The organism is Paenibacillus segetis, from assembly GCF_014639155.1.
Taxonomy (GTDB): domain Bacteria; phylum Bacillota; class Bacilli; order Paenibacillales; family Paenibacillaceae; genus Fontibacillus; species Fontibacillus segetis.
In genome coordinates this window covers 205,392-232,056 of record NZ_BMFT01000004.1, presented here as the reverse complement: position 1 = coordinate 232,056, position 26,665 = coordinate 205,392, and the positions used below count along the sequence as shown (strand labels likewise).

General features: G+C 43.9%; 21 protein-coding genes. 1 reads left to right on the top strand and 20 read right to left on the bottom strand.

Annotation, left to right across the window (positions count from 1 at the left end):
- Nucleotides 1-35: 35 nt before the first annotated feature.
- The 16 genes from IEW05_RS21945 to IEW05_RS21870 form a co-directional block, all read right to left on the bottom strand.
- Nucleotides 36-1,616, bottom strand: coding sequence for a DL-endopeptidase inhibitor IseA family protein (locus tag IEW05_RS21945; protein WP_188541997.1), 1,581 nt, complete (start codon nucleotides 1,614-1,616; stop codon nucleotides 36-38).
- 222 nt (nucleotides 1,617-1,838) lie between these two features.
- Nucleotides 1,839-2,471: a GntR family transcriptional regulator gene (locus IEW05_RS21940; RefSeq protein ID WP_188541996.1), complete on the bottom strand. Its 633-nt coding sequence runs from the start codon at nucleotides 2,469-2,471 to the stop codon at nucleotides 1,839-1,841.
- Nucleotides 2,472-2,645: 174 nt separating this feature from the next.
- Nucleotides 2,646-3,611, bottom strand: a complete 966-nt coding sequence (locus IEW05_RS21935; RefSeq protein WP_188541995.1) for a metallophosphoesterase family protein — start codon at nucleotides 3,609-3,611, stop codon at nucleotides 2,646-2,648.
- Nucleotides 3,612-3,647: 36 nt separating this feature from the next.
- A complete protein-coding gene (locus tag IEW05_RS21930) occupies nucleotides 3,648-4,964 on the bottom strand; it encodes an ABC transporter substrate-binding protein (protein WP_188541994.1) in 1,317 nt (438 codons plus the stop codon).
- A 37-nt stretch (nucleotides 4,965-5,001) separates the two neighbouring features.
- The gene (locus IEW05_RS21925) at nucleotides 5,002-5,841 is read right to left on the bottom strand and encodes a carbohydrate ABC transporter permease (protein WP_188541993.1); all 840 of its coding nucleotides are present in this window, start codon (nucleotides 5,839-5,841) and stop codon (nucleotides 5,002-5,004) included.
- Nucleotides 5,842-5,868: 27 nt separating this feature from the next.
- Nucleotides 5,869-6,738, bottom strand: coding sequence for a carbohydrate ABC transporter permease (locus tag IEW05_RS21920; protein WP_188541992.1), 870 nt, complete (start codon nucleotides 6,736-6,738; stop codon nucleotides 5,869-5,871).
- Nucleotides 6,725-7,783 carry an ABC transporter ATP-binding protein gene (locus IEW05_RS21915; RefSeq protein WP_188541991.1) on the bottom strand — a complete coding sequence of 353 codons (1,059 nt, stop codon included), beginning with the start codon at nucleotides 7,781-7,783 and terminating at the stop codon, nucleotides 6,725-6,727. Before IEW05_RS21915 ends, IEW05_RS21920 begins: the two co-directional genes overlap by 14 nt.
- A 225-nt stretch (nucleotides 7,784-8,008) precedes the next feature.
- On the bottom strand, nucleotides 8,009-8,890 hold the full coding sequence (locus IEW05_RS21910; protein ID WP_188541990.1) for a carbohydrate ABC transporter permease: 882 nt from the start codon (nucleotides 8,888-8,890) through the stop codon (nucleotides 8,009-8,011).
- Between the two features lie 18 nt (nucleotides 8,891-8,908).
- Entirely contained in the window at nucleotides 8,909-9,784 is an 876-nt protein-coding gene (locus tag IEW05_RS21905) for a carbohydrate ABC transporter permease (RefSeq protein ID WP_188541989.1), read from the bottom strand.
- A gap of 39 nt (nucleotides 9,785-9,823) precedes the next feature.
- Nucleotides 9,824-11,161, bottom strand: coding sequence for an extracellular solute-binding protein (locus IEW05_RS21900; RefSeq protein WP_188541988.1), 1,338 nt, complete (start codon nucleotides 11,159-11,161; stop codon nucleotides 9,824-9,826).
- Nucleotides 11,162-11,290: 129 nt separating this feature from the next.
- Nucleotides 11,291-12,838 (bottom strand): response regulator transcription factor, encoded by a 1,548-nt coding sequence (locus IEW05_RS21895; RefSeq protein WP_188541987.1) that lies wholly within the window; start codon nucleotides 12,836-12,838, stop codon nucleotides 11,291-11,293.
- Nucleotides 12,839-12,873: 35 nt separating this feature from the next.
- Nucleotides 12,874-14,646 carry a cache domain-containing sensor histidine kinase gene (locus IEW05_RS21890; RefSeq protein ID WP_188541986.1) on the bottom strand — a complete coding sequence of 591 codons (1,773 nt, stop codon included), beginning with the start codon at nucleotides 14,644-14,646 and terminating at the stop codon, nucleotides 12,874-12,876.
- A 287-nt stretch (nucleotides 14,647-14,933) separates the two neighbouring features.
- Nucleotides 14,934-16,388: a sulfatase family protein gene (locus tag IEW05_RS21885; protein ID WP_229753654.1), complete on the bottom strand. Its 1,455-nt coding sequence runs from the start codon at nucleotides 16,386-16,388 to the stop codon at nucleotides 14,934-14,936.
- 44 nt (nucleotides 16,389-16,432) lie between these two features.
- Complete coding sequence (locus IEW05_RS21880; RefSeq protein WP_444543955.1) at nucleotides 16,433-17,419, bottom strand: formylglycine-generating enzyme family protein; 987 nt, start codon at nucleotides 17,417-17,419, stop codon at nucleotides 16,433-16,435.
- Nucleotides 17,420-17,441: 22 nt separating this feature from the next.
- Nucleotides 17,442-17,975: a chromate transporter gene (locus tag IEW05_RS21875; RefSeq protein WP_188541984.1), complete on the bottom strand. Its 534-nt coding sequence runs from the start codon at nucleotides 17,973-17,975 to the stop codon at nucleotides 17,442-17,444.
- Nucleotides 17,976-17,987: 12 nt separating this feature from the next.
- Nucleotides 17,988-18,680, bottom strand: a complete 693-nt coding sequence (locus IEW05_RS21870; protein WP_188541983.1) for a chromate transporter — start codon at nucleotides 18,678-18,680, stop codon at nucleotides 17,988-17,990.
- A 154-nt stretch (nucleotides 18,681-18,834) separates the two neighbouring features.
- Here IEW05_RS21870 and IEW05_RS21865 point away from each other — a divergent pair, with 154 nt between their 5' ends.
- Complete coding sequence (locus tag IEW05_RS21865; RefSeq protein ID WP_188541982.1) at nucleotides 18,835-20,034, top strand: ROK family protein; 1,200 nt, start codon at nucleotides 18,835-18,837, stop codon at nucleotides 20,032-20,034.
- Nucleotides 20,035-20,101: 67 nt separating this feature from the next.
- Here IEW05_RS21865 and IEW05_RS21860 read toward each other — a convergent pair whose 3' ends face one another.
- The 4 genes from IEW05_RS21860 to IEW05_RS21845 all read right to left on the bottom strand — a co-directional run bounded on the left by IEW05_RS21860 (nucleotide 20,102) and on the right by IEW05_RS21845 (nucleotide 26,609).
- Complete coding sequence (locus tag IEW05_RS21860; protein WP_188541981.1) at nucleotides 20,102-21,847, bottom strand: glycoside hydrolase family 35 protein; 1,746 nt, start codon at nucleotides 21,845-21,847, stop codon at nucleotides 20,102-20,104.
- Nucleotides 21,848-21,959: 112 nt separating this feature from the next.
- Nucleotides 21,960-23,204, bottom strand: coding sequence for an anaerobic sulfatase maturase (locus tag IEW05_RS21855; protein ID WP_188541980.1), 1,245 nt, complete (start codon nucleotides 23,202-23,204; stop codon nucleotides 21,960-21,962).
- Nucleotides 23,201-24,589 carry a sulfatase family protein gene (locus IEW05_RS21850; protein WP_188541979.1) on the bottom strand — a complete coding sequence of 463 codons (1,389 nt, stop codon included), beginning with the start codon at nucleotides 24,587-24,589 and terminating at the stop codon, nucleotides 23,201-23,203. Before IEW05_RS21850 ends, IEW05_RS21855 begins: the two co-directional genes overlap by 4 nt.
- A 130-nt stretch (nucleotides 24,590-24,719) precedes the next feature.
- Nucleotides 24,720-26,609, bottom strand: a complete 1,890-nt coding sequence (locus tag IEW05_RS21845; protein WP_188541978.1) for a beta-N-acetylhexosaminidase — start codon at nucleotides 26,607-26,609, stop codon at nucleotides 24,720-24,722.
- Nucleotides 26,610-26,665: the final 56 nt, after the last annotated feature.

Genomic DNA, 26,665 nt, shown 5'->3' with positions numbered 1-26,665 from the left:
AAATAGTGGGCACTTAGGTGCTCACTATTTTTTCGTTAATCACCTTGTTGTGAAACCCCTGCTTTGGAAGCGATCTTCCAACGTTGCTCCTTACTATCAAAATTTAGTGTGAACTGCACCGTCTCATCGCCTTTAGTCATGTTCATTATTTGTGTGTTCTTATCAGCCTTTATTACTTTATATTCAACGTCATCAAAGGCCATAAAATAGTGAAACTCACTAGTATTCTTAAATACCGATAGGACATCGAATTCACTAGTCATCTCGGGAGATGTCATTTGATTCATTTCCTTCTCCGCTCCCAAATATACAGCTTCAACATAGGTTTCGATTAAATCTTCACTACTCTTCGGATAGACAAATCCGGTCTCACTATTCTTAAAAGAATCAACAGGCTTATCAAAGGTCTTGCCATTCCAATTACTGGTACTAATCATCTCAAAACGCGAGAAATGTCTATATGCGACAGCCTTATCGAACACCCCGTCTTTGTCATCATCCTCTAATAGATCCTCTCCAGATCCCGTAGCCGAGGCTCCATAATAGAGATTAATGACCTCGTTATTACTAATGCTATAAACCCCCGCACCTTCCAGTGAAGCACCATTTGTAATACCAATATAGATATAACTCTGTCCGGAACCCTCTAAATTGACCAGGCTAATATCGTAGATATAGTAGCCTCCAGATTCCAGTTCAGGTTTCAATAATTTGTAGTTAGATTGAACATCACGGATCACATAACTCTTATCAAATAGTTCCTTATCTGGACCATAACTCACAACATACTCTACGTTTCCATCCTGATCCATATCTTTGCTTAATATTTGAATAAGATTATCCTCTTGGTCCTCATCCAAATCATTTATAAAACTCAATAATCCCCTTGGTACTTTGACGGTTCCTTTTAATGTATCAATAGACACCAGCTCGCTATTATTAACATCATCGGATGAGGTTTGCTCATTTTGTGTACCTTCATCTATAGTTCGAATATTAAAGGAATCTTCTTTCCAGCCATCCTCATAAATATAATGTCCATCATATGTATCATAGGAATCAAAAGCCGCATCAAAAACCTGTATGACTACATCCGCACTCTGATCTCCAACATTAAAATCAATCACCTTTGCCGTGTCCCAATCTCGGCCGTCAACTCCTTCCCATGGTGCTATCCCCGTTGCTCCATTAATGACAGCAAATAGTCCACTATCCATTCTTGAACTAATCTGCTCTTGCGCATTTCTTACAGTAAGTGCGGCTGTAAGATAGTTCATAATCTTGTCCTTCGTATTAAACTTTTCGCACATATAATAGATATCGAATTGGGTGTCTGTATGTGGGATAGCTATTTGTCCCTCATCATTTTCGTTACAGAGCCACGTATCAGATGAAACGAAAACATCATTTTCTACTTGATCGGCCTTCTTGCGAATAGAAAGTACATCGGCTTCAGTTATTTGGGTACGTTGCAGTTCAGCATCATCAAGCTCGGTTTGGGTCGTTGGTGAATTCTCTGGAACAACTAGGCTGGAAACAACTTGTTTATCCTTACATGCCGTAAGCAATACACAAACGATCCCCAACAATATGATAAGTCTCTTCAATATTTTCATCCTCCAACCACCTATAACAACTATTAAATAGTTAACGTCTTTATCCTTGAATAAAGTATCATAAATTGAATAATTTACAAGTATAAAAAAGCAGCTCATTATCCGTCAGGGGATGAACTGCTTGTGCTTTAATTAGCCGAATTATTTGTTATACAATTACGAGGTTTATCCGTTACTCCTCCCAATCTAGATATTTCACCCGATTTCGTATTTCGTACGTTCTTATCTTCTTCGTTCTTCTATCATCACTAGCATTTTCAACGCAGATTTGGCTTGTGGAATATTTTTGTCCTTTAACGATTTCAATACGGTTTCGATATAAGGAATCGCCATGTAGGGACGATTCACATGATGTAATTTACGCTGTACGAGGTGAAATACGAGTAATTTATCTTTAAATGAATCAAAAATCTGAATCATCGATTGATTACCTAAAGTTAAGATGATTGTTCGCATAAATAAAAGTGCATTCTCATAGTAGTCCTTACTATCATTGTTCTTTGCAGCTTCCTTCACCCGTTGTTCATACTGTTCCAGCAATTCAAAATCATAGGGGTACTCATTTTCTTCCGCAATATCGATTGCATAGAACTGCATCGCACTAATCATATCATTCATATCAAACACTTCTTGCAATTGAATTTCCTTGATTAGCACGCCCCTCTTCTTCAAAGTCACAACGAGCCCTTCCGTTTCCAAATGAGCCAATGCAGATCGAATTGGCGTACGGCTCATCCCAAATTGCTCTGCCAAATCTTGCTCAGACAGCAGATCATTTGGCATATGCTCGACATCCAAAATCTTTCGACGAATCTCCTGATAAGCAATCTCTTCTAATGATAACGACGACATCATGATAAACCCCTTTATATGAACAAATAATTAGAATATACAAGTTCTTCTTCAGTATATCTTGAATAGAGAAGCGAAAAAAGCAGGCTGCACAAATATTGAGCAGCCTACTCGAATCATCCTACATCCCTTTTTAATGATTGTAATCTAGCATATAGAAGATAGCTTTAGCAATATTTACAGTTCAAAATGCTGAATGGTATATATACCATCCAATCCGATGACTTGAAAGCTCGGAATGCCATCTTTTACAGTAACCCATAGGATATGCTGAATATCCCCTTTGCTCGATTTATGCGGTATGGCGCCTGTTCTTCCCATTTGAATACGAGCATGATCGCTAGGGCCCGTGAACTCTAACTCGTGAAAATGTCCTGCCAACATTGTATGTTTACGAGTGCTGAGTAGCTCAGTTAGTTTTCCAAAGCCTGCATCGTTCCCCTTCCACATCGGGGTATGCATCGTCACAAAAGTCCATGTCACATCTTCGTTCTCACGTAGAACCTCTGTAAAGAAAGCTATCTGCTCTTCGGACAACACATTATTCACAGTTTGATGCGCATTTCCTTCCGAATTTCCCTGATCAAAATGCTGGTGCATCATCGCAATGACTTGTTCTGGATCATGTTTCACTAATTCAGAAATTTGTCGGAATCCTACTTCCATTTCCTGTGTCATCGTTTGCGGCACTTCTTCCGTATTCACAACGAGGAAAAGAACACGGCCTATACGATAAGCATAATAATCAAGCCCCTTACGTTCGCGCCACACTTTACTCATTAAGGCACTACCACAATCATGGTTGCCGATCGTTTGGAACACGGGAAGTTTGATCTCCTGAAGTAACGCCTCCATGTGTTCCCATTGCATATGGGCTAGCTGTTCATCATCCAAATATCCTTCTATCAAATCGCCCACACTCACAACAAAATCAGGCTGAAGAGCATGGACCGTCGTTAACGCTTTTTCAAAAACACCTGGAATAGCAATTCCACAACGATCCCCTAGTACAGCAAACGTAAAATCTTTGCCGTTCGTTACTGGAAGCTCGCCGATCCATGGACGTTGTTCTGAATAAATTTGTTTTTCATTATAAAACGTTTTTGTTTCCTGTTCTTTCGTGAATTGTACTGTTGTACTCATGGGATGTTTCCCCTCTCTGTTTTAAAATATATGTTGTTATTTATTACTTGCATCTAATACGGATTGCGCTTGATCAGATGCCGCCTGTAACGCCTCAGCTGGTGTAATACTAAGATCGAGCAAGGCTTTCGTAACTTCATCTTCAATTTTTGCGTTCATCTCCGCATAATTTTTAACGATCGGTCTTGGATGTGCATATTGCAATTCGTCATAAGGAACTCGGAATACCGGCGTTTCCTTCCACAACTGTTGAATCGTTTCCGTATCCACAGCTTCTTGGGTGACAGGAACATATCCCGTAGATTTGCTTAAAAATGCAATGTTGTCTTTCTCCGTCATCCATTGCAAGAATTGTCCTGCTGCTGTTTTCTGCTCTTCTGAAGATTTAGAGAACATGACAAGATTCGAACCTGTGGCTGCAACGGCATTTTGAGTTCCTGCGGGTAAAAATGTAACGCCGACATCCATTCTGCCTTCAACGCTCTTCAGAATACTCGTCATCGCTGCAGACGACATAGGAATCATCGCTAATTTACCCGAAGCGAAATCAGTAGACAGTTGAGTCATTGCATTCATCTTATCGCCCGTCGGAATATTTGCTGAGCCATCTTTCACCATGTCCTGAAGCATTTGAATGACCTTTTGCCCTGCGGGGCTATTGATCTCCATCGTTTTATTATCAGGTGAGATAATTGTTCCACCCTCCGAATAGATTGCATTTTCAAGGAAAATCATATCGGCAGCCGTGGCAAAGCCATACACATTATTCGCCTTATCTGACAACTTCTTAGCCGTGGCATGCAATTCATCCCAAGTCTTAGGCGCTTCACTTATGCCCGCTTTTTCGAACATCCCTTTATTGTAGAACAACAATGACACACTACGATTAAAAGGAACGGCAATAAACTTATCTTCGACATATGAGTTTTTGAGCAGGTTGTCATTGAACTTTGCAATCGATTCTTGCGGATAATAAGCATTAAGGTCCTGTAAGCTACCCGCGAACTGCCCCATTTGTGACATATCCATCAAAGAAACGGCGGGTTGATTCCCAGCAATCAAAGCGGCCTGCAGCTTTAATGCATTCGTCGCTACATCGCCATTATTGACAGGCACCACTTCAATATTCGGATGAGAGGCATTAAAATCTTGGACTAATTGTTCAAAGGAAGTCGCAAAGACACTCGGCAAGCCGTACCAAAATTCAAAACTAACCTTCTCATTACTCGCTCCATTTGCATTCGCATTGGAACCTTCCGTACCGCTATCCGCAGTATTGCCACCACCACCGCATGCCGCCAACAATACGCTCATTAGAATACATAGCGTGCCTAATTTAAAACTTTTTTTCATGATCTTTCTTCCTCCTCATTGTTGTTTAACAGCTACATTACTTAATACCGCCATATACAAATGCTGTCTTGATCTTAGAACTAGCGAATAGATAAATGACCAGTACCGGAGCAATCAACAAAATGTTGCCTGCCATCAAAATGCTCCATTGTTGACTCTCCATGTCCCGCAACCGCATCATTCCTACGGTTAATGTTCGATACGTATCGCTATTTGTCATCACCATCGGCCAGAACAAATCGTTCCAGTGGGAAATGAACGTGAACAAGATCAAAGTGATTAGCGTTGGCTTAATCATCGGCAGCATAATTTTACGGATAACTTTAAATTCAGAAGCTTGATCTAACTTGGCGGCTTCTAAGATTTCTTCAGGAACTTGTTTAAAAGTCTGTGTCAGCAAAAAGATTCCAAAAGCCGATGTAATAAACGGAACTATTAATGCCGCATATGAATTAATCCATCCCAACTTACTGAATAACAAGTAGATTGGCAGAATAACCACCTGTACCGGAATAAGTAGACCCGATAAAATGACCCCATAGATCAAGTTGGAGCCCTTAAACTTTTTCTTAGCAAACGCATAGGCTGCTGGTATCGCAACTAACAATTGAATAACAACGATAGACAAGGTTACGATGACACTATTGAGAAAAAACCGTACAAACGGCCCGCTCTGAAATACGTAGACATAATTCGATAACGTAAATTCAGATGGAATCAAGGACGGCGGAAATTGCAGCGTCTCGTTCGCAGGTTTAAACGAGGTGCTTAACATCCATAGGAAGGGGAAAATATACACCATACCTAGAATGAGCAGAAAACAAGCGCCTGCGATCTTCTTCCATGACAGCCAACCTTTTCGAGTATATACAGACATGCTTCTTACCTCCCTTCTCCCTGCTGTTTATTGATAGTGAACACGTGATTGCGATAATTTGAAATGAACAATCGTGAGTAAGCCAACAAAGACAAACAGGACAATCGCTCCCGCGGAAGCTTCACCAATCCGGTAATAACTAAATGCCGTCTGATAAATCCAATAGGCAATCACATTGGTTGAATTGAGCGGTCCTCCGCCTGTCATCACGTTCACCGAGTCGAATACTTGGAAAGAGGCAATGATATTCACGATAAAAATTAAGAATAATGTCGGTGAAATCAAGGGGATCGTCACTTTAAAGAACATCGTATATTTCCCCGCTTTATCCAGCCTAGCTGCTTCGATAACTGAAGTCGGAATACTCTGTAACGCCGCAATAATCAAGAGAATATTAAACCCCAATCCCTTCCACACTGACACCAAAATCAGAGACAGCATCGAGGTGCTTGGACTCTCTACCCACAGCAGTTTTGGTAAACCGAGTAAATCTAGAATATAGTTTAATAACCCCGCATCTTTGTTCATCAGCCATAACCAAAGCATTGAAACAGATACCAACGGAATAATATGCGGACTGAACACTGCGCCCTGTGCGAACTGATGAATCCATGTCGATTTGTTCAACATGACAGCAAGTACGAGTGATAAGCTTGTTGTCAGGACCACTGTCACGAGCATATAGACCAAAGTGTTACCAACAACCTGTAAGAAGAGATCCGATTGGAATAGGTGACTGTAATTCTTCAATCCGATAAATTCAAACTTGTCATTGATCACATCAACATCGTTCAAGCTGAGATACAGGGCATAGATTAACGGATAGATGGTAAAAAGTAATGATCCAATCAGTGCAGGCATGACGAGTATATACGGCTTCCAGTTACATGATTTCATTGGGACGCCCCTCGCTTTGCAACCTCCGAAAATGTGAGATCACCTCATCTTGTTCTCGAATACGATGACCTTCAGTATCAAAGAAATATAAATCTTCTTGTGGGATAAATATTGAGATGTTACCCTCTAGTATCGGTCCCACATCCGGCTGCTTGACCATGGCACTTCCTAACGCTGTCTCCACGCAATAGAGCATGTCCGCACCCAGCATTTCCTGCGTAACAACTTTCCCCGTCAGTGAAATGCCGTTGAATTGTTGAGTGCTGACGAGTGCTTTTTGCGCCCGAAAGGCTACGATACTCCCTCCATGCATCGGCAAGATGTTCATACCCGGATCACCAATGAACTGGGCAACAAAGAGATGATTGGGATCATGGTAGATTTCCCTTGGAGAGCCCACCTGCATAATGCGCCCCTGATTCATCACAACAATGGTATCTCCCATTGTCATCGCTTCCGTCTGATCATGCGTCACATAGACGAAGGTCGATTTTAACTGCTTATGCAGGCGGATAATCTCAGTACGCATCTGATTTCTCAATTTAGCATCAAGGTTAGATAGAGGCTCATCCATGAGAAATACCTTGGGCGACTTGGAGACCGCTCTGCCTAATGCAACACGTTGCCTTTGACCACCTGACAGACTCCCTGGTTTCGCATCCATATATTCTTCTAGACCAACCATTTTCATGACTTTAGCTAAAATGCTGGTACGCTCTGTCGGTGGTTTTTTAGCATTTTTCAATCCAAACTCGATGTTATTTCGCACCGTCATATGGGGATAAAGCGCATAATTTTGAAAAACCATGGCGATTCCACGCTCCGACGCATCCGCTTGTGTCACATCTTGTTCGCCAATCCATAGCTGACCGGATGAAATATCCTCTAACCCCGCAATCATGCGCAAGGTTGTCGTCTTCCCGCATCCCGAAGGACCGAGCAATACGGTAAAGGAACCCTCATGAATGTCTAGATCAATGGCATCCACCGCAATCTTGGAATCGTTGTATTTCTTTGTTACTTGCTTGAGTTGTATACTCGCCATGATGACTACCCACACTTTCTTATTAATCTTGTATACAAGAAGTGTACATTCGAAATGTAAAATCTACATTATGCTTTATCGCGAGTTTTATTAACTAATTGCCCGAGACATCTTAGAGGTGAATCGCTTAGATAAGAATAAATACAAAAAGCAGCTCATCCTCCGCCAGAGGATGAACTGCTTTTGCACTTAATAGCCGAATCATTTGATCTAGAACTACAAGCTTTACCCTTTAATCGAACCAGCTACCATGCCCTTCATGATTTGATCCTGTAGAATCAAATATACAACGATTGTAGGGATGACGGCGATAGCCATGGCTCCCATCGTCAGGCTATAATCGGTTCCAAAGCCATCTGAGAATAAGGCCAGACTCAGCGGCAGTGTCTTTAGCGCTTGCGAGTTAATGAATACAAGGGCGAAAGAGAAATCATTCCAGAACCGTAGGAAAGCTAAGATTGAAATGGTAGCGACAATTGGAGTACAGAGCGGGAAAATCACCCGGCCAAAGACGCCCCACCAACCACTACCATCGATCATGGCTGCTTCTTCAATTTCTCTTGGAATAGAGGCCATGTAACCCATCGCCAAGAAGATCGCGATCGGAAGCTCAAACGCCGTATACGGTAGAATTAGTGCCCCGTACGTGTTTAATAAGTTCATCTCTTTCATCATCAGAAATAACGGGACAAGCGTACTATGAATCGGAATTAATAGTCCCGCCATGAATAGAGATACAGCGACCCTCTTGAACCGGAATTGAAACCGTGACAACACATATCCTGCTAGAATCCCAAGTATAAGTGTGAGAATGACCGAAGATATCGTTACGAACGTAGAGTTAAACATTGCTTTTCCCATTTTCCCTAGTTCCCACGCCCGGAATATATTCTCTCTCATCCAGACAAGTGGTAAAGCATAAGGACGATTAAAGAAATCCTCATTCGTCTTAAAGGCACTAATAAATAACCAATACAAGGGATATAGTGTAAAGATGGCATATCCGATTAACACCAGTTTTCCTAGACCGGATAACCCCTTTTTTACAAGTTTCCTATTATGGGAATCCAGGTTAGCTCCCGTGGCCTGAGTTGTTCTTAGCTCCACACTCCTTCCTCCTTCTCGCTATTCCGCTTTCCTACGTGTCAGGAGATAATTAATCCCGATCAGTAAGGCGCTAATGATCATGATGATGGTTGATACGGCTGAACCATAACCGTAACGGTAAACTCGGAACGTGTTATTGTACATGTAAGTCGCTAGTAGCTCTGTTGATTGTGCCGGACCTCCGTGCGTCATCACCATGACATGATCGAATGCCTTCAAGCTTCCCGAAATGCAAAGTACCATGGTAACAACGACCGTACTCCAAATCATCGGTAGCGTTACATTGAACAGCTTCCTTCCTCCACGTGCTCCATCGATATTAGCGGCGTCGTGAATTTCTGGCGATATATTCTGTAGAGCCGCAATAAAGATAAGCATGTAAGGTCCGATATTACTCCAGTTAATTGGAATCGTAATCGCTAGGATGTTGATATTCGGTTCAGAGAGCCAGGCGTGGGTCCAAGAATCCAGTCCAATCGCCTCTAGCATGGTATTAAGTAATCCGAATTGCGGATGGTAGATATATCCCCAGATGAGTCCTACGACAACCGTCGAAAGTACCATAGGCATGAACACCGCAGAACGAATAAAACGAGAGAAAAAAGAATTTTTGAGCAATACCAAAGCTAACAGAAGTGCAATTGGGATCTGCCCGATAATCGCTGATACAACTAGAATCAAATTATTTTTAAGAGCTCTCCAGAAGATATGATCCTGTAAAATCTCCCGATAGTTATCCAAACCAATAAATCTAGATGCCCCGATCCCTTTCCACTCAAACACTCCATAATACGCGGACCAAAAAATAGGGATGATGACAAAGACCACAAACAGAAGTAGCGCCGGAAGTAGGGCTAGTGCAATAAAACTTTTACTCCGTACAGCGGTAGGCATAACAATTCTCCCTCCTTATGTCGACTCAGGTTGACCATATTATGGAGTAGTTGATCTTGCCTGCGCATCCTGAAGTTTCTTCGCAACGCTCTCTGGAGTTCCACCAGTCATAATTTCCTGCAAGCCGTTATTGATCACTTCTGCTGCTTCCGCAGATAGATAGGCATCATATACTGGTGTGATGTTCGTCTTCTTCACTAAGTTGAACGCTTTATAGTAAAGTGAGCTTACCTTGGATTGATCGATGTCCGTATTGTACATAACCATAGAATTGCTCTCTGCAATCGCCTTCTGAGCCTCAGGTCCACTAACTGCATAAATCAGTTTTAGGGCTGCATCTTTAGCGGCACCTTCGGTACGTTTGCTTAATGCCAAGCCTCCACCTGCGCCGCCGGAGATCGTGTTACCCTCTCCTTTTCCACCAGGAATAGATGGAAGTACCGTAACATCAACAACCTTCAATTGTTCCTCACTTGCCGATGCTGCCAAATTCGTAAGGGTCCATGCTCCGCTAACCATCATAGCGGCATTTCCTTGGATGAAATATTGCTCAGCTTGTGTATTATCGATACTGTTAGCACCTTCTTGGAATGCTTTATTATCAACAAGCTGTTTAAAATATCCTAGTGCATCGATAAATTCAGGATCTGTAAATTTCGCGCCCTTTTGTGCAGCTGCATTCTTGAACCATTCTGTTCCCGTTACGCGATCGGCAAGCGATCCGATGATCGTCGATTGCGCCACCCATGGTGCTTTGTTTCCTAGTGCGATCGGAGTAATTTTGTTGTCGTTAAACACCTTAATCGCCGTCATCATTTCATCCCAAGTTGTTGGAACCTTGACGTTGTATTTCTCGAACAAGGAAGTATTGTAATAGAGAATCGAAGTTGCAGACATCCCTATTGGCGCGGTATAAATCTTGTCTGGCTCAAATGTATAAGGGTCAAAGGCACCTGGAAGAAAGTTATTTTTCCACTCAGCGTGCTCATCAATCACTTCTGTAATCGGTTGCAATAATCCGCCTTTATATAATTCAGTGGAATGACTTCCTGCATAGACGAAAAATAAATCCGGCAACTCGTTCCCCGCCGCAACCGTACTCAAACGTTGACGGTATCCATCCGGTGGGATCGCTTGTGCATCGAGCTCTATATCTGGATTATCTTGAGCAAACTTCTCGATAAGTCCTCTTACCGTCTTGGCACGCAAGTCATCTCCGGCAAAGTTATGCCACACGGACAGTTTTACCTTCTCATTCTTTTTCGTAGGTTCTTCTCCAGCTTTGTTACTGGTGCCACTATTGTTACCGCTTCCACAAGCTGCAAGGATAAATACCATAACCAGAAGCATGAGACTCATTTTTCGTATTGATTTCATTGCCAATCCCCCTTTAGTTATACAGAGTGAACCACGGGCAGCTCACCCTGAGATAATGAATACCTTAAGTATAGAGAGGACGATGGACGATCCATAGGGGAGATAATTCAGTTGATAGGAGGACTAATTTCAGCTTTTGCCCCGATACTCCGAGGGCGTCTGACCCGTAAATTTTTTGAACAAACGATTAAAATGCTTGATATCTTCATACCCTATTTGATTTGCCACTTCGCTAATTTTAGCTGGCGTCTCGCTTAACAGTGACATCGCTTTGCGCAGTTTAGCCTGGGTAACGAATTCAATATAATTTTGTCCGGTCTCTCGTTTGAATACTTCGCTGAAATAATTCGGGTTCATATGCACATGCTTGGCAACTTGGCTTAGAGATAGACTCTGATCCAAATGATCGTGGATATAAGCAAGTGCTCGTTGAACCGGACTTGTGCCAGATACCATAAGATCATACTGCTTCATCATTACTTCAAAATGATGCATCAGCGTCTGCTCCGGTCTTCTGGCCAGTTCCACCTTATCCACTTCTTCTCCATTCGAGAGTAAGTTAGAGTACCCGATCGAAGAAGCAGCGCGTTCTAACCACCTGTGGCCTGCGATAAGTAAAGAGTTTAGATAAGCCTGCACAGAACCGGGTGTTGCCTGAGAATCGTACTTGATTCGCTCCACAATATTCCCTATCTCCATTTGTAATTCATCCATATTTCCTGATCGAAGTAAGGAGGAAAGTGTAATTTCTTCTTCCAGCGTACAGACTACTCGAAGTCCTTTACGTTCTCCAAGCTTGTCATAGCGTACAATTTGCTCATGGCTTAATAACCAAGAATAAGCATGGGCTTCTACAGCCGTGTCCACTGCTTCACGTAACTGATAGGCATCTACTATACTCCGTCCACAAGCAGCAAATATTTCACAACAAAGCGCTTGGCCCGCTTTTTGAATCGCCCATTCCACGGTATCCCAGCCATTATTATCTACGTCTACTCTAACCAAGAGCAGCACAGACTCATTCCATTGCAGCCACTCGCATGGCAACAGACCGGTTAACATATCACCCAGTGCGCCATATAGTGCTTCGGAATTTCCACTCTCTTCACGATCGCCAGCTTGCGTAGAGAGAAGCCAGACCTGTAGCAGCTGTTTGCCTTTGATCACGCGCAGACTCGGATATCTGTTCCATAACTCCGTTACAGTCTGTTCACTTGGAGTAGATGTTGAAGCAATCATTTTTCTTAGAAAACTCCGATTCAGAGCGGTTTCATTGGCTCTTCCCTGCTCACCCACTTGTCTACGCTGTTCGAGACGTTCCTTTGCCCGAAGGGCAGCCCCGATGATCTCATTGGGACGACTTGTTTTGAGTAAATAATCGCTTACTCCCTCCCGTAAGGCCTGTTGAGCATAAGCAAACTCATCGTAACCCGAGATGATGATCATTTCCGTGTCTGGATATTCTCTCTTCACTTCATGGGCCATGTCCAGCCCACTTTTCCCTGTCATCTGAATGTCGGTAAAGATGATCTCCGGTCGTTCCGTTGGGATACGGAGCAGAGCCTCCTCCGCAGAGGCAGCCGGTTCTAGTACGGTAAACCCACTATCTTCCCAATTGATTACGGTGCTTAGTCCATTACGAATGATCACTTCATCATCTACAATTAACACTTTCATTCATATCAACTCCCTCACTATTTCCTAATGTGCTATCAGCCAACTGTATCCTCTGAATCAGGGATGGTAAACATAATTCGGGTCCCTTCTCCCTCTGTACTGTCAACAATAAGTCCGGCTTCCTTACCATAATGCAGCACAAGTCGATTATGAACATTGCGTAGCCCATAACCTCCTTTTGTAGGGCGCTCCTTCTCATGAGCCACCGGATGCTCTGATAACTGCGTACGTAACCAATTCAACCGTTCAGGTGCAATCCCGATACCATCGTCAGTTACGGTAAAATGAATCCCTTGATCATCGCATTTTGCATCAATGCTAATACTACCTTCACCTGGCCGCTTCAATAGACCGTGTAACATCGCATTTTCCACCAACGGCTGTAACAGAAGCTTCAAAGTGAATTTCTCCTGTATGCTCGCCTCCACGTTCACCTGAAATTTAAATTTATCAGGGTACCGGATCGACTGAATGCTAACGTAATTTTTGACATGAATGATCTCTTGCTCAATGGAACAATACTCTTGGCCGTTATTTAGACTGAATCTCAGAAAATCACTCAGCGAGCCTACCATCTCAGCAATTTTCGTATCATGGTTCATCAGTGCCAGCCAGTGAATAGAGGATAATGTATTGTATAAAAAGTGCGGGTTCATCTGAATTTGTAGTGCCTGCATATCGGCTTCCTTCTTCAGTGACTCATTCCATTTCACTTCATCGGTCAGTTTGACGATCCGTGAGCTTAACTTGTTGTAGCTTACAATAAGTTGACCCACCTCATCGATAGATTTCACAGGGATGGCAGGCATAGGCTCATCAGGACTTGTATTCTTAAGGAACTTAGTTAACGCAGATAAGGGATTCGTTATTTTTTGAATAAGAAAGATGACAAAAATAATGACGAAAAGAATAGCAACCGAGACCGCTACAGCCGTTAAAGTAAGAAAATAACGGTTCTGCGAGCGATATTCTTCAGACGGGATAATTCCGACTAGTTTCCAGTTTCCGCTGTCCATCGTTTTATAGAGGATCGTTTTTTTGTCAGACCCTTCCCCGTAATCTAAAAATCCACTTCCCCCTTCAAATGAGCCGATATCCGGATAATAATGTGAGAGGGGGCGGTTTGTCTCCCAATCGGAGGGACCCGCGAGAATTCGATTTTCCTCGTCAAGAAGCAGAACAAATCCACTTTTCTCTAACACGGCTTGCGTAATTTGCTTCGCAATCACAGCTTGATCGAGATTGATTTGCTCCTTACCGATCAGCTTAAATTTATCCGTACTACGAATCGGTCTGGCAAGTGTAATCACCTTACGTACCCCATCAAAGGTCCATTGTTGGTGCACGGAAGACCACCAATTAGGCTGCTGATCATAATAATTAGGAATCGAATCTGTGATATCCGTGAAGTCGGAACCTACTAAGGATTTGAACGAGATCGGTGCTTTATCGCCTAATGGTTCAATAATGATATTCGCTATATAATTTTTCGAAAAAGCTAAATTAGTGAGAAAGTTAATGATCGTGGTCTGCTGAACGAAATTATTCTCAGGAGTCTTCAAATATTCTTGCACACCATTATGTCCGATGAGAAATAGGGACATATTCTCTACATCCATAACCATCGTATCTAAATAAGCTTCAAGCTGACGAAGCGTATTCATCCCTGATATTTTGGCCTTCTCCTCCGTGAGCCCCGCCGCAAGGTTATAAGAGAATATGCCGAGAAATAGTAGTGGAACAAGTGCAACAACGATGATCAAAAGCGATAATTTATGCTTTAGGGATCTTCCTAGCCATTTCTTCATACTCACACCCCAATTTTATTAAGCATTTAGTAGAATGGAGATCTCTTCTTTATTTGTAACCGTTTTCACAAATAAATCAAGTTTAAATATGGGCTCTTACTCCACTTTGGCTTATGGTAACATATTCCTTGTTAGTGGTATAGATTTAGCATTTAGAAGTCACATGCCCTCAATCTCATCACTAATTTCAATAGCGACGTCCGCGAGATATAAAAAAACAGCCACTCCATATAGAATAGCTGTATTAAGTAGATTCATATTTAATTATTTTCAACTTTCCTAGTTCGTTACCAGTTTGCTTTACGTTCCGGAAGTGGATCTTGAGCCAGGATAAGCCGATGTGTGAGCATTTCCATCAAATTCAGTTTGACCTCGCGCGAATCATGATCAAAGAATAAATTGCAGCGCTCATCTGGGTCCTCTAGTAAATCATACAGCTCTCCATACTCCTCACCAGCGAACACAACAAGCTTGTAACGATTCGTACGCAAACATTTCGCTTGAATCCCGCGGTCATGTGCATCATACGATGTGATAGCAGACTCCCGCACGAATTCCTTCGTTCCATTGAGCACTTCCCACTGCGATAAACCCTGTACACCATACGGCCGCGTTAAGCCTATGGCCTCCAGCAGTGTCGGTAGGATATCGACATGCTCCATCAATGCGCTACTTCTTTGTCCCTGTGCAATTCCAGGACCACAAACGATCATCGGAATACGTGTCAGTCCCTCATAAAACCACGGTCCTTTATACAGCAATCCATGATCACCAAGCAGTTCCCCATGGTCACTTGTAAACACCACTAGAACATTATCGTACATACCCTTTTGCTTCCAGCAGTCCATGATCCGTCCAATTTGCTCATCGATAAACGAAATCATCCCATAATAATTGCGTATTAATCTGCTTAGATGTTCTTCGGCATACGCATGAGGCTCTCCGCCTCCTGGCCAATAACCTTTGGAGCTTTGATGAAGTAAATGCTCCGGACGTAGCCGCAATTCATCAGGATCAGCGTGCGGGACCTTCATATCAACAGCATCATATAGCTTGGCATAGGCTTTAGGAGGATCAAATGGATGATGCGGATCAACGAAGCTGGTCCATAGAAATAGTGGCTGTTCCGTATCATGCGCCATGATTGCTTCAATACTCTTCTCTGCGATCCAGTACGTCTGATGAAGTTCCGCCGGCATATCGCTCTCCCATACATCATGCTCAGCATCCTTCGAGCGGTATCGATCCAGTTCAAAACGATCTGCTATCACCGGATCACGTTCTCGAAGCCACACCAAATACTCACCTATCGGGTTATCCTCGGAAATATGATGTTCGTCCAAGCCATAATACGTATTGTCTTTTTCCCTGCCACGATCTCGAATAGCAACGTCCTCTGCTTCCCTCGAGAAGTCCGTCTTACATTGCGGACGAAAGTGCATCTTACCAACACCGACAGTTCGATAGTTCTCTTGCTTCAAATAATCGCCAAGCGTTACCTCATCCTCATCAAGCGATACACCAATATTCCAAGCACCATGCACATGAGGATATCGACCTGTGAAGATGGAAGCTCGGGACGGTGTACATACAGGACTGGCACAATAAGCATTAGCCATTACGGTTCCTTCAGATGCCAGCTTATCGAGTACTGGAGTCTGAAGAGTTGGATTCTCAGTACCCATAGCATCGGCGCGCATCTGATCTGTTGTAATGAGCCAAATATGAGTTTTACTTTTCATTATGTATCATCCTCTCTATGTCATTGGTTGAGGAATCGTCGTTACTAAATATCTGCCGCACAACGGAAACCAATATTACCTGAAGAACTGTCTGGCGTATTCTTGCTTCTCGCCGCTACTCGATAACGATTGCAATAGGATTTATGGCATAGGTATGAGCCGCCGCGCATGGATCGTGCCGTTCCACTTGATGGTCCTTTCGGGTTTATCGTTTCCGCTGATAAGTGATACGCCTGGGTGAACCAATCATCACACCATTCCCATACGTTTCCCGCCATGTTGTAGAGCCCATACCCGTTCGGAAGATAACTCCTTGCGGGGGCAGTACCTGCATAACCGTCGCTAGCATGATTTTTGTCCGGAAACTTTCCTTGCCATATGTTACACCAATGCTGACCTCCTAGTTTTAATTCGTCGCCCCAAGGATATCGTTTTTGAATGAGACCACCACGGGCGGCATACTCCCATTCCGCTTCCGTCGGAAGGCGCTTCCCGGCCCAGCGACAATAAGCGTCCGCATCATGCCATGATATATGGACAACGGGATGATCTAGACGTTCTTTCACATGGGAATCAGGACCTTCTGGGTGACGCCAATTTGCTCCCTCTACCACACACCACCATGGGGTTTGAGAGGCCACTTGCGTAACCTTCTTACTTGTCTCTTCGGGAATAAAAGAGTGAAACACGTAAGACCAGCCGAATCGATCCGCATCTGTAACGTAGTGGGTTGCCTCTATAAAAGCAGCGAACTGCTCATTGGTAACCGCCGTTTCATCTAGCAAAAAGGATGAGACGGTCACGTTCCTAACGGGTCCTTCCCCATCGGATGGGAACCCTTCCTTATCATCTGTCCCCATAAGAAAACTGCCTCCTGGAATAAGAACCATGCCCGAAAGGTCCTTCTCCCTGGATAATCCTTGTACAGATTTGTTCACGCTGCAACCCAGGATGGGCTCTTTCCCCAAAGCCTGATTACGACTGGCTGCGCAGCAAGCCTTCATATTCTCAGTCATGTGCAAATCTCCCATCTGAAGATATTCCATATTCTATTTAGAAAAATACGACTCCAAGAATTCCAGAGGCAACAATTATCGTAAGTGGATGTAGTTTATTTTTGACAAGACCATATAGCGCAACGAATACAATGATGAGCGTACCGAGTGTTTGCCATGAAAGAAAAGAATAATCCTTGCCCATAAATCCAAAATGAATCGCAGCATAGGCAATCAGCCCCGTAATCACGGGACGTAAACCATAGAATACAGTCTTCATCCACTTGCTGTTCCTCACCCGATAAAAGAAAATGGAGATAACAATAATGAGAATTAGTGAAGGTAGAATCATGCCTAATGTCGACGCGATGGCTCCGCCCATTCCCGCCACACGATATCCGATCAAGGTTGCACTGTTCGTCGCGACTGGGCCAGGTGACATCCCAGCGATGGATACGACCTCCTGAAATTCCATTTCAGATAACCACCCGCCAGTCATGGCTTCATGCTGAATCATCGGGATGATCGCATACCCTCCTCCAAAGGAGAGCAGTCCAATTTTAACAAAGGTGATAAATAGGTTCCAAATCACATCGTGTCCTCCCTAGATGTAATACTCTGGGTAGTTGGACTCTTCATCAGAATAATCCAAGCACTCCTTCTCCTTTTCCGTCTTCACCTGAAGTCCAAATAGCTGTTTAACTTGTAAAAATACAAACCCGATAATTAACCCGATTGCGATCATATAGATGGGATTCATACCGGATATAAGTAAAACGACCAGCACGATCATCGCCGTTACAGCTGTCGTCTTGTCGAAAATCGCATTTTTGGCCATTCGATAGGCAGCGATCAGAATTAAAGCAATGACCGCACCATGAATACCCTTCATCGCGGCAGCAACCTTTGGCTCATCGGCCAATTGTGCGTAAACCGAACTAAGTAGACAAACAATGATAAAGGTTGGGATCGTAATCCCCGCTATAGCTGAAATAGCCCCAAGTACTCCTCCAAGTCGGTAGCCGATAAATGCGGCAGCATTCACGCCTACACCACCCGGTGCGGAACCAGCCAGAGAGAGTATTTCATCCATCTCCTCTTCCCCAAGCCATTGTCGTTTCGTCGAAATTTCCCGTTCGATCATCGGGATCATGGCATAACCACCCCCGAAGGTAACCGGACCGATTCGCAAAAATACCCAAAACAATTGGAATAACAAACGTACTCTTGCATTTGTCTTTGCAGGTGTCTTTACATTTGTCTTTACATTTGTCTTTACATTTACATTTGTTATCATAAAGTTCCATCCTTAATTCTGTATTACATTCATTATAACACTTTTTCTCAAAATGGAATTAAGTTTTTAGACTATGAAATACATTTGATTTGATTTGATATGGGTTATACTGGATTTACTCTTAATTTATTAAAAACTTACTTGGGGGTATATTGTGGAAAAGCGCTCGTCACTCATTCTATCGCCAAAGAAACTCATATATGACCGAATCGCAGAACAAGGTACAGTGTCGAAATTGGACCTTCTTAATGAATTTTCACTAACCAAGAGCACCATGACTCGTCTATTGGAAGAAATAACAAGAGAAGGCTTGCTGATCGAATCCGGCTTTGGGGAATCTAGTGGAGGAAGAAGGCCTATTCTTTACCAGATCAATCCTTCTTACGGTTATATATTAGGTTTGGAAATCTCCAGGATGTACTCTTCTCTTGGATTATTTGATATGCAAATGAACCCCAAATCTATTATTCATTGGCGCATGGATGAAGCCTTTACACCTGAGAGATTTTTGGAACACATCAGTAATCAGATCCGGGCTTTCCTGAGAGACCATCAGTTAGTAGATAGTCAAATTATCGGCATCGGAATAGGGGCTGTTGGTCCCCTTGACCGGGAGAATGGCTTAATTCTAAGTCCACTACACTTCCCTGCCGAAGGTTGGAATAACCTTCCTATATGCAAACTTGTGGAGGAACGGACGGGTTTCAAAGCTTTACTGGACAACGGTGCAAATACCGCGCTTCTGGGAGAGCGATGGTCGATCCGTCATGCAAACATTCAGCATATGCTCTATGTACATGCTGGAGCAGGCCTCCGTTATGCGATGATGTCGCATGGCAGTATTGTTCATGGCACGACGGATATGGAAGATGCCATTGGTCAAATGATCATTCAGACTGATGGTCCTAGGCTGGATAATAACGGGAATTACGGAGCTCTAGAAGCATTCGTATCCGTGCAAGCGTTAGAGAATCGAGCACGATCTGAGGTGAAGATGGGCAAAGATCTGATACTCAACACATATAAAGTGACAGCAGAGAAACTAACTTATGATGTATTGGTACAAGCTCTTAGAGATGGAAATCCACATGTCACTGAATTATTTACACAAGCGGCTGTTCACTTCGGAATTGGCCTCGCTAACGTCATCAACCTGTTTCATCCTGAGACCATCATTCTCGGCGGTGCTCTAATCAACTCTCATGAGTTGTTCTTCCAAACCGCGGTGGACGTGGCTCTGAAAAACACGTATCGCTATCCCGAATATCAACCTCAATTTTCACTCGGTAAATTGAAAGAAGAAGCTGTGGTAACCGGCGCGGCATTTATGGTAAGAGACCATATGATTCTCTAACCTAGCAAAAAGGAAGGTTGTCCCCATTAACATTTTCGTGTTTTGGGGACAACCTTGTTTATTTACTTTAACCAAAATCCGGTTTATCCACAAAAGTAACGACAGGCTCTGTAACGGCATGTAATTCGAACAAGATGAGTTCATTTTCACCTTGACGGAGAAGCGGTGCCGGCACGTACAGCGTTTGTGTCGGACCCTTCTCCCAGTAGCGACCTAGATTAAAGCCATTTATAAAAGCTTGGCCTTTGTTCCATCCGTCCAAGCGCAAGAAAGTATCCTCCAGCTCGCAAACTTGAAAGCATCCCCGATAAAAAGTTGGCTGAAGACGATCTTCACCATCCACTGGAGCAAAAGACAATCCATTTAGGTTAGTTAGCGGTAGAGAGCGAATGGTCCAATCGTGTAAGAATTGATAGCCGAATCTTACGCCGGTCGTTATGCCTTTTGGATCACGAAGCTCCGGGCCATAATTCACGCGTCCCATGTTTTCTACAAGAATATCGATTTGTAATCCCTCGGGTGGAACCTCCAATGAAATTCCCCTCGGATCCCAACGTTCTACAGTGCCGGCATAGGTACCATTGGCGAAGACTAACGCACGATCGCGTACTTCTTGGAGAATGAGCTCCATGCCGGTGCGCGGTCCAGTGACCCTCGTCGAATACAAGATGAACCCGTAAGCCTGACCGAGTTTCTCCATGGGCTCGGGACGAGCTCTACGTACGGGATGAGACAAGACGTCTAACTGGGTGAACAACGGGGCAGATTCTGTCATCTGCACGTTGCCGTAAGCCCGCGACTTAATGACTGGGGGCAATTCCAGTGGCGGCAACTCTACATATTTCTCGATCATTTTCCTGGCTGCGTAGAATTTTGCCGTCGGCTTGCCAGATTCGTCCAGTAGCGTATCATAATCGTAGCTGGTTACGATGGGTTCATATTTATCAAAAAGATTCGCCCCATTCATAAATCCAAAATTTGTTCCCCCATGGAACATATAAAAGTTGACAGAGGCACCTAAAGCCAGCATCTCGTCCAACGTCTCCGCTACTTCAGATTCAGGACGGGTATGATGAGGTTTCATCCAATGGTCAAACCATCCATTCCAAAATTCCATGCACATGAGCGGACCTGTTGGCTGATATTCACGCAATTTGGCGAAGGATTCCTTAGCCCGTGAACCAAAATTCACCGTGGCGAATACTCCGTCGATCATGCCTCCTTGGAGCATGTGATCTTCAGCCCCATCTGAGGTGAACAGCAACACGTCCATACCGCGGGCGATCATACCCTCTTTTATATAATTTAGATAAGCTTTGTCGGTTCCATAGCTTCCATATTCATTCTCTACTTGAAGGGCGATTACGGGACCTCCATGAGTGCTTAACAGAGGTCTCAAACGTGGAAGTAACTCGTCGAAGTATGCATCCACCTTGGATAAATAAGCCTGATCTTCACAACGCAACTGCATGTTATCATCCGCAAGCAGCCATGCAGGCAATCCGCCGAATTCCCATTCGGCACAAATAAAGGGACTCGGCCGCAAAATCACGTGCAAGCCAAGCTCTCCGGCAAGCCGAACGAAAGCCTCGATATCGGCAATACCTTCAAAATAGAAGCGGCCTTCCTCTGGTTCGTGTAAATTCCACGGGATATAAGTTTCAATGGTGTTTAATCCACAAGCCTTCAGCTTCAACAAACGATCCCGCCAATATTCCGGTACGATACGGAAATAATGAAGTGCACCTGAAAGTAGCTGTAATGGCCTTCCATCTAATATAAAATCATCACCTGAAATAGATAATTTCTGCATAACTTTTTCCCCCGACATTGAGTTAGACGATTTTCACTGGATCGCCCGAAAAAAGGGGATCCTTCTCCTTCGTCCCTTATGGTTGATGGCATAACGAATATGGAGGATGAACTTACAACGGCTGACAGCAGTTCTTGAACTTCTTCCCACTCCCGCAAAGGCATAATTCGTTTCGACCTGGTAGCGAATGCCCCGTCTTCCTATACTCCTGCATCTGCTCTGCTTTGAGCCGGTTCGCAAGTATATCCATCCGCTCATATGCATGAGAATAGAACATTTTATAGCTTTGGCAGAAATAATCCACCTCGGTTCGATCGTTAACATCTATCCAATTCCGGTTCCGGGGACACCCTCCATGACAAAAACTAAGGTATTCACATTGCCGGCAGGCTTCATTCATATTTGGTTTCATCTGCAAAAATTCATCATATACAGGGCTTGTAAGCAATGACTCCAGATCGATTTGACCGATATTTCCTAACCTATGCTCTTCATCAATAAAGAAATCACACGGGTAGGCATCGCCATTCGTCTCCAGCACCATCATTTTCGGACAGCAGGAACTGTGAGCGCATAACTCCGCCTCACGATGCATAAATACAAGAAGCATATTCTCAAAAATACGAACGGGAAGCTCTGGATGCCCATCGTTGTACCACAGATCAAATGTACGGCATAGAAACTGTCCATATTGTTCAGGCGTAATTCGGAAGCGTCCAGGCATTCCACTCTTCTGCGAGACAAAATCCATGCAAGGGATAAACTGAATATAAGGAAATTTTTGTTCTTGATAAAACGCCATCAACTCGTCTGGTTTCGTCACGTTATCTTCATGGATCACTGTCAAGATGTTATACTCCACACCCGCATTCTGTAAATGACGAATCCCGCGCATAACTAGATCATAGCTACCTTTCCCTGATCCCGTTATACGGTGAGCATCATGAATAGGTTGAGGGCCATCTAGACTAATCCCGATTAGAAAGTTGTAACGTCTAAAAAATTGGGCCCAGTCATCGTTAATAAGGGTTCCGTTCGTCTGTAGTGCATTGCTGATCGTCGTATGGGGCGGTGCATATCTTGCCTCCATTGAAATCACTTGTTCAAAATACGGAAGTCCCGCTAATAGAGGCTCGCCCCCCTGCCAAGAGAAAGTTGCTAATCCTGATGATCTATCCATGTACTGGGAGATGAACTGCTCCAGTAGAGCCGTGTCCATCACTCGGATCGGTTGATGAGGATGCCCCCCAGCTGTGCTGTAGTAGCAATAATCACAAGCTAAGTTACAATCCTCGGAGACGGTTTTCCACATAACATGGAGATTTTGTGGCCTCGAAGTCTGTATGCATGCGCTCATCGTGCATTACTCCTCCATTGCAGGTAATCCCTTGCATGAAGGGGTCCTCCCTCTTTCATAACAGTCCACAACGGATCGTCGGTATATGGCATCGTATTCATCATTTGATCATGCCACTCATTTAACAGGTAAACAGCCTCTCGGCACAATTCTGGGTGCGTTTCAGCAAGATTATGCTGTTCATGCGGGTCTTGCTTCAGGTTAAACAACATCTCATGCTGAACATCAAAATATCCTGTATGGTACGTTCGAATATACATATGGTCTCCAAAACGGACACTACGCTGGCAGACATGTGCGCACTGCGTAATAACTAGATAAGGCTGAGGGCAACGATCCCCCCGTAGGATCCCGGGTGCAAAACTGGAACCGTCCCAAGAAGCCGCAGCAGGCTTACTTATTAATTCCGCAAGCGTAGGAGCGAGATCCAATTGATAGTGTAAGTCCTCATCCACATGGCCCTGTTTACAACCTGGCCACCTAATAATCATGGGCACATGGCAAGTTGCATGATCTGCCGTACCGTGTTCGCAATAGATACCAAGCTCTCCCAAATTCTCTCCATGATCTGCACTAATAATGATCGCTAGATCATCCATTACCCCTTCGTGTCTTAGTGCATCAAACAGCTTCCCTATATGGCTGTCCATATAACGGACTGCACAATCATAGCCGTCTATAATCCGATGGACACCTTCCATGTCACGGACCTTATCAGGTTGTCTTGGATATCCTGGTCTAACAAACATATCTATATTACCCAGGCTGCAAGGGCCATCCATCCCTAGATGTGAGCTTACGACCTCCTCTGACAACCAGGATGGCAATGGCTCGTTCTCAAATGGATTTCCAAACTCTTCGGGAGCACGATAAGGTGTGTGCGGATCCCAATAATTAATATGTAAGAACCAGTTATCTTGTTTGGCATTCCTACTTATCCAATCTAGCACAACAGGGGTTACCTCTTCCGCAGACTCCAATCCACATTTCCCCGTATTGTACACTTCCGAGAATCCAGCATTAAAGGTCCAAGCCCCATGTCTTTCCGCAAATGGGCTGACCGATACCGTTCGCATTCCTGCTTTTTTAAGAAACGCCGGCAGGCTCTCCTGTCCAAGGATATCATGAAATCCACGGCTCACACCTTCTCTTCGCATGTCGGCTGCCGTTCCACCGTGGGCGTTTACACCTGTATGAATTCCAAACCTACCCGACATCACCGCAGTCCTAGAAGGTAAACAGGGAGCGTCAGAGGTGTAACAGTTCTCGAACCTTACTCCCTCTGCAGCAATAGAATCAATATTGGGAGATGTATTCCGATGGTACCCGTAAGCTCCGAGGTGATCGGGCCGCAGTGCATCCAGATCTAGATATAAAATACGCATAATCAATCTCTCCTTTACTAATCTTAGGTGATTGAAGCATAAGCTAGTCGCTTTTGTCTATTTGATACGTTACATAAAGAAGGAAGCTGATCCTTAGTACAAACGAGCGGGGTAAAGGTTCCTTTCACTTTTATACACCTGCAATGACGGAAGTCGTCGCAATGGTATGCCATAAGTTAGCACTCATAGCCACGGTTGCCCCATCTTCCTTACGGCCATCGAAATATAAGCGTTCCTGTTCTAATTCTTCCAAGTTAGGAATCTCACCGTCCAGATACATGTCCAGTCGCCAAATCGCCGACTCTAACCGCTGCATTAAACCACCCATACGTAGATCGAATACATCCAATCCGAAAATCTTATTCTCGAACATCCATTGGGCTCGATATGCTGTCACGAACTCCTTACACCGGCTCTTCAACTCGGGTAGAACTTCATGGGCATACCGTTTTAACGTCGTCCGATCTCCGTTCAGATAAGCGTTCCGCATATGAATCCCCGTATCAACTTTCAGCTCGAGTAGTTGGCAAAGCGCATACTGCGTCTCGAAGACTACCTTCCACTGAGGATTTCGCCCACCTGCCTCCTTCATCATTGAAGCAGCCTGATGATAATGTGCCGCGTAAACATCGGGGACAATATGTTTATCGAATAGCCCACACAGAGTATCTTGATATAGCAAATACTTAGGCGGGTTCACAGATGAACCTCCTGGTGCAGGGTTATCTGGAACCAGGTTCGCGATGTCCAGATTCATAAAATCATCATAGACACCTCCCGTACAAGTCATAAACCGTTCGCGAAGCTGTTCTTCATCTGACCGGTTCGTATAACAAAGTTCCGCCCATAGCTGTAGCGATGGAAGAATTCCAAATAGCGAGCTTTCCGCACCATTATCTCCCCAAGCTGTCACCAGCACATCCTTAATTCCGTTATCAACACAACTGTTATGTGCCATGACACCGATATGTTGGCTAAACCGATTATTAGGTGTAAAGCCCATCCACTTCCATGCCCCACCGGCGAAAATAATTTTGTCGTTGAGTTGCTTATGTTTCTTCAGCATGCCATCATAAAGCGCTGGTTCCTCTGAATAATAATCCCAATAGACCAAGCTGATATCTTCTGGAATCATTTCGACGATATCTGCCCGGATCTGACTGTTCGCATCGTAATACTCGCCCGAACTTGCTAGCCTGAAGAACATATCGCTCCACATCATCGGCTTATAACCATATCGCCCGGCAATCTCCATGACCTTCCCGAAGTGCTTCAGCATCAACTTAGACCGATCCTGATAACCATGCTTATCTAAGTATTTGCCCAGTCCCATCATATGGGCTTCATCCATCCCAATATTGATATTCCGGCTACTCAAATTCTCGGACATGGTAGCGAACATCTCTTCTATTAAAGTATAGGTATGAGGATCATCAATCAACAGGATATCATTGCAATCTACAAGATGAGCATGTTCTTTCCATTTGAGCGTAGTCCCCAAATGAGCTAAAGTCTGAATACAAGGCACAAGCTCAATTCCGAACATAGTCGCATAGCGGTCCATCTCCCGTAATTCTTCTCCGGTATACCGTCCTCTCATATATCCAAAGTACGGATAATCCTTCAATTCATAAGTATCTTCTGTATACAATTGAATCGTGGAATATCCCATCAGCGCCAATCGACGGACCATTTCCTGATAAGCCTTCGCATGAAGTACTGCATTCCGCGAGCAATCTACCATAACTCCCAAGCTATCATAGACAGGAAGTTCATTTATCTCGAAGACCATTTCTTGCTTAACCCGTTCTCTCCACAATCCAATCGCGCGAATCAATTGATGCGCTTCTCCGTAAGTAATAAACCCTTGATTTCCGTCATTGCGGATATGAATGCCTGTGCCTACTTGCTCGATATGCACAGGGAAACCAACATCATTCAGTTGAATATCCAGGTGCTGCGTTACCTGTGATACCGCTGACAAATACAGCTCACTTAATCCTGTTATGGTTATTTTCATCTCTTCATCACCTCATGGATGTGCTGTTATATACGAAGGCAACTTCCTGAAAGTGA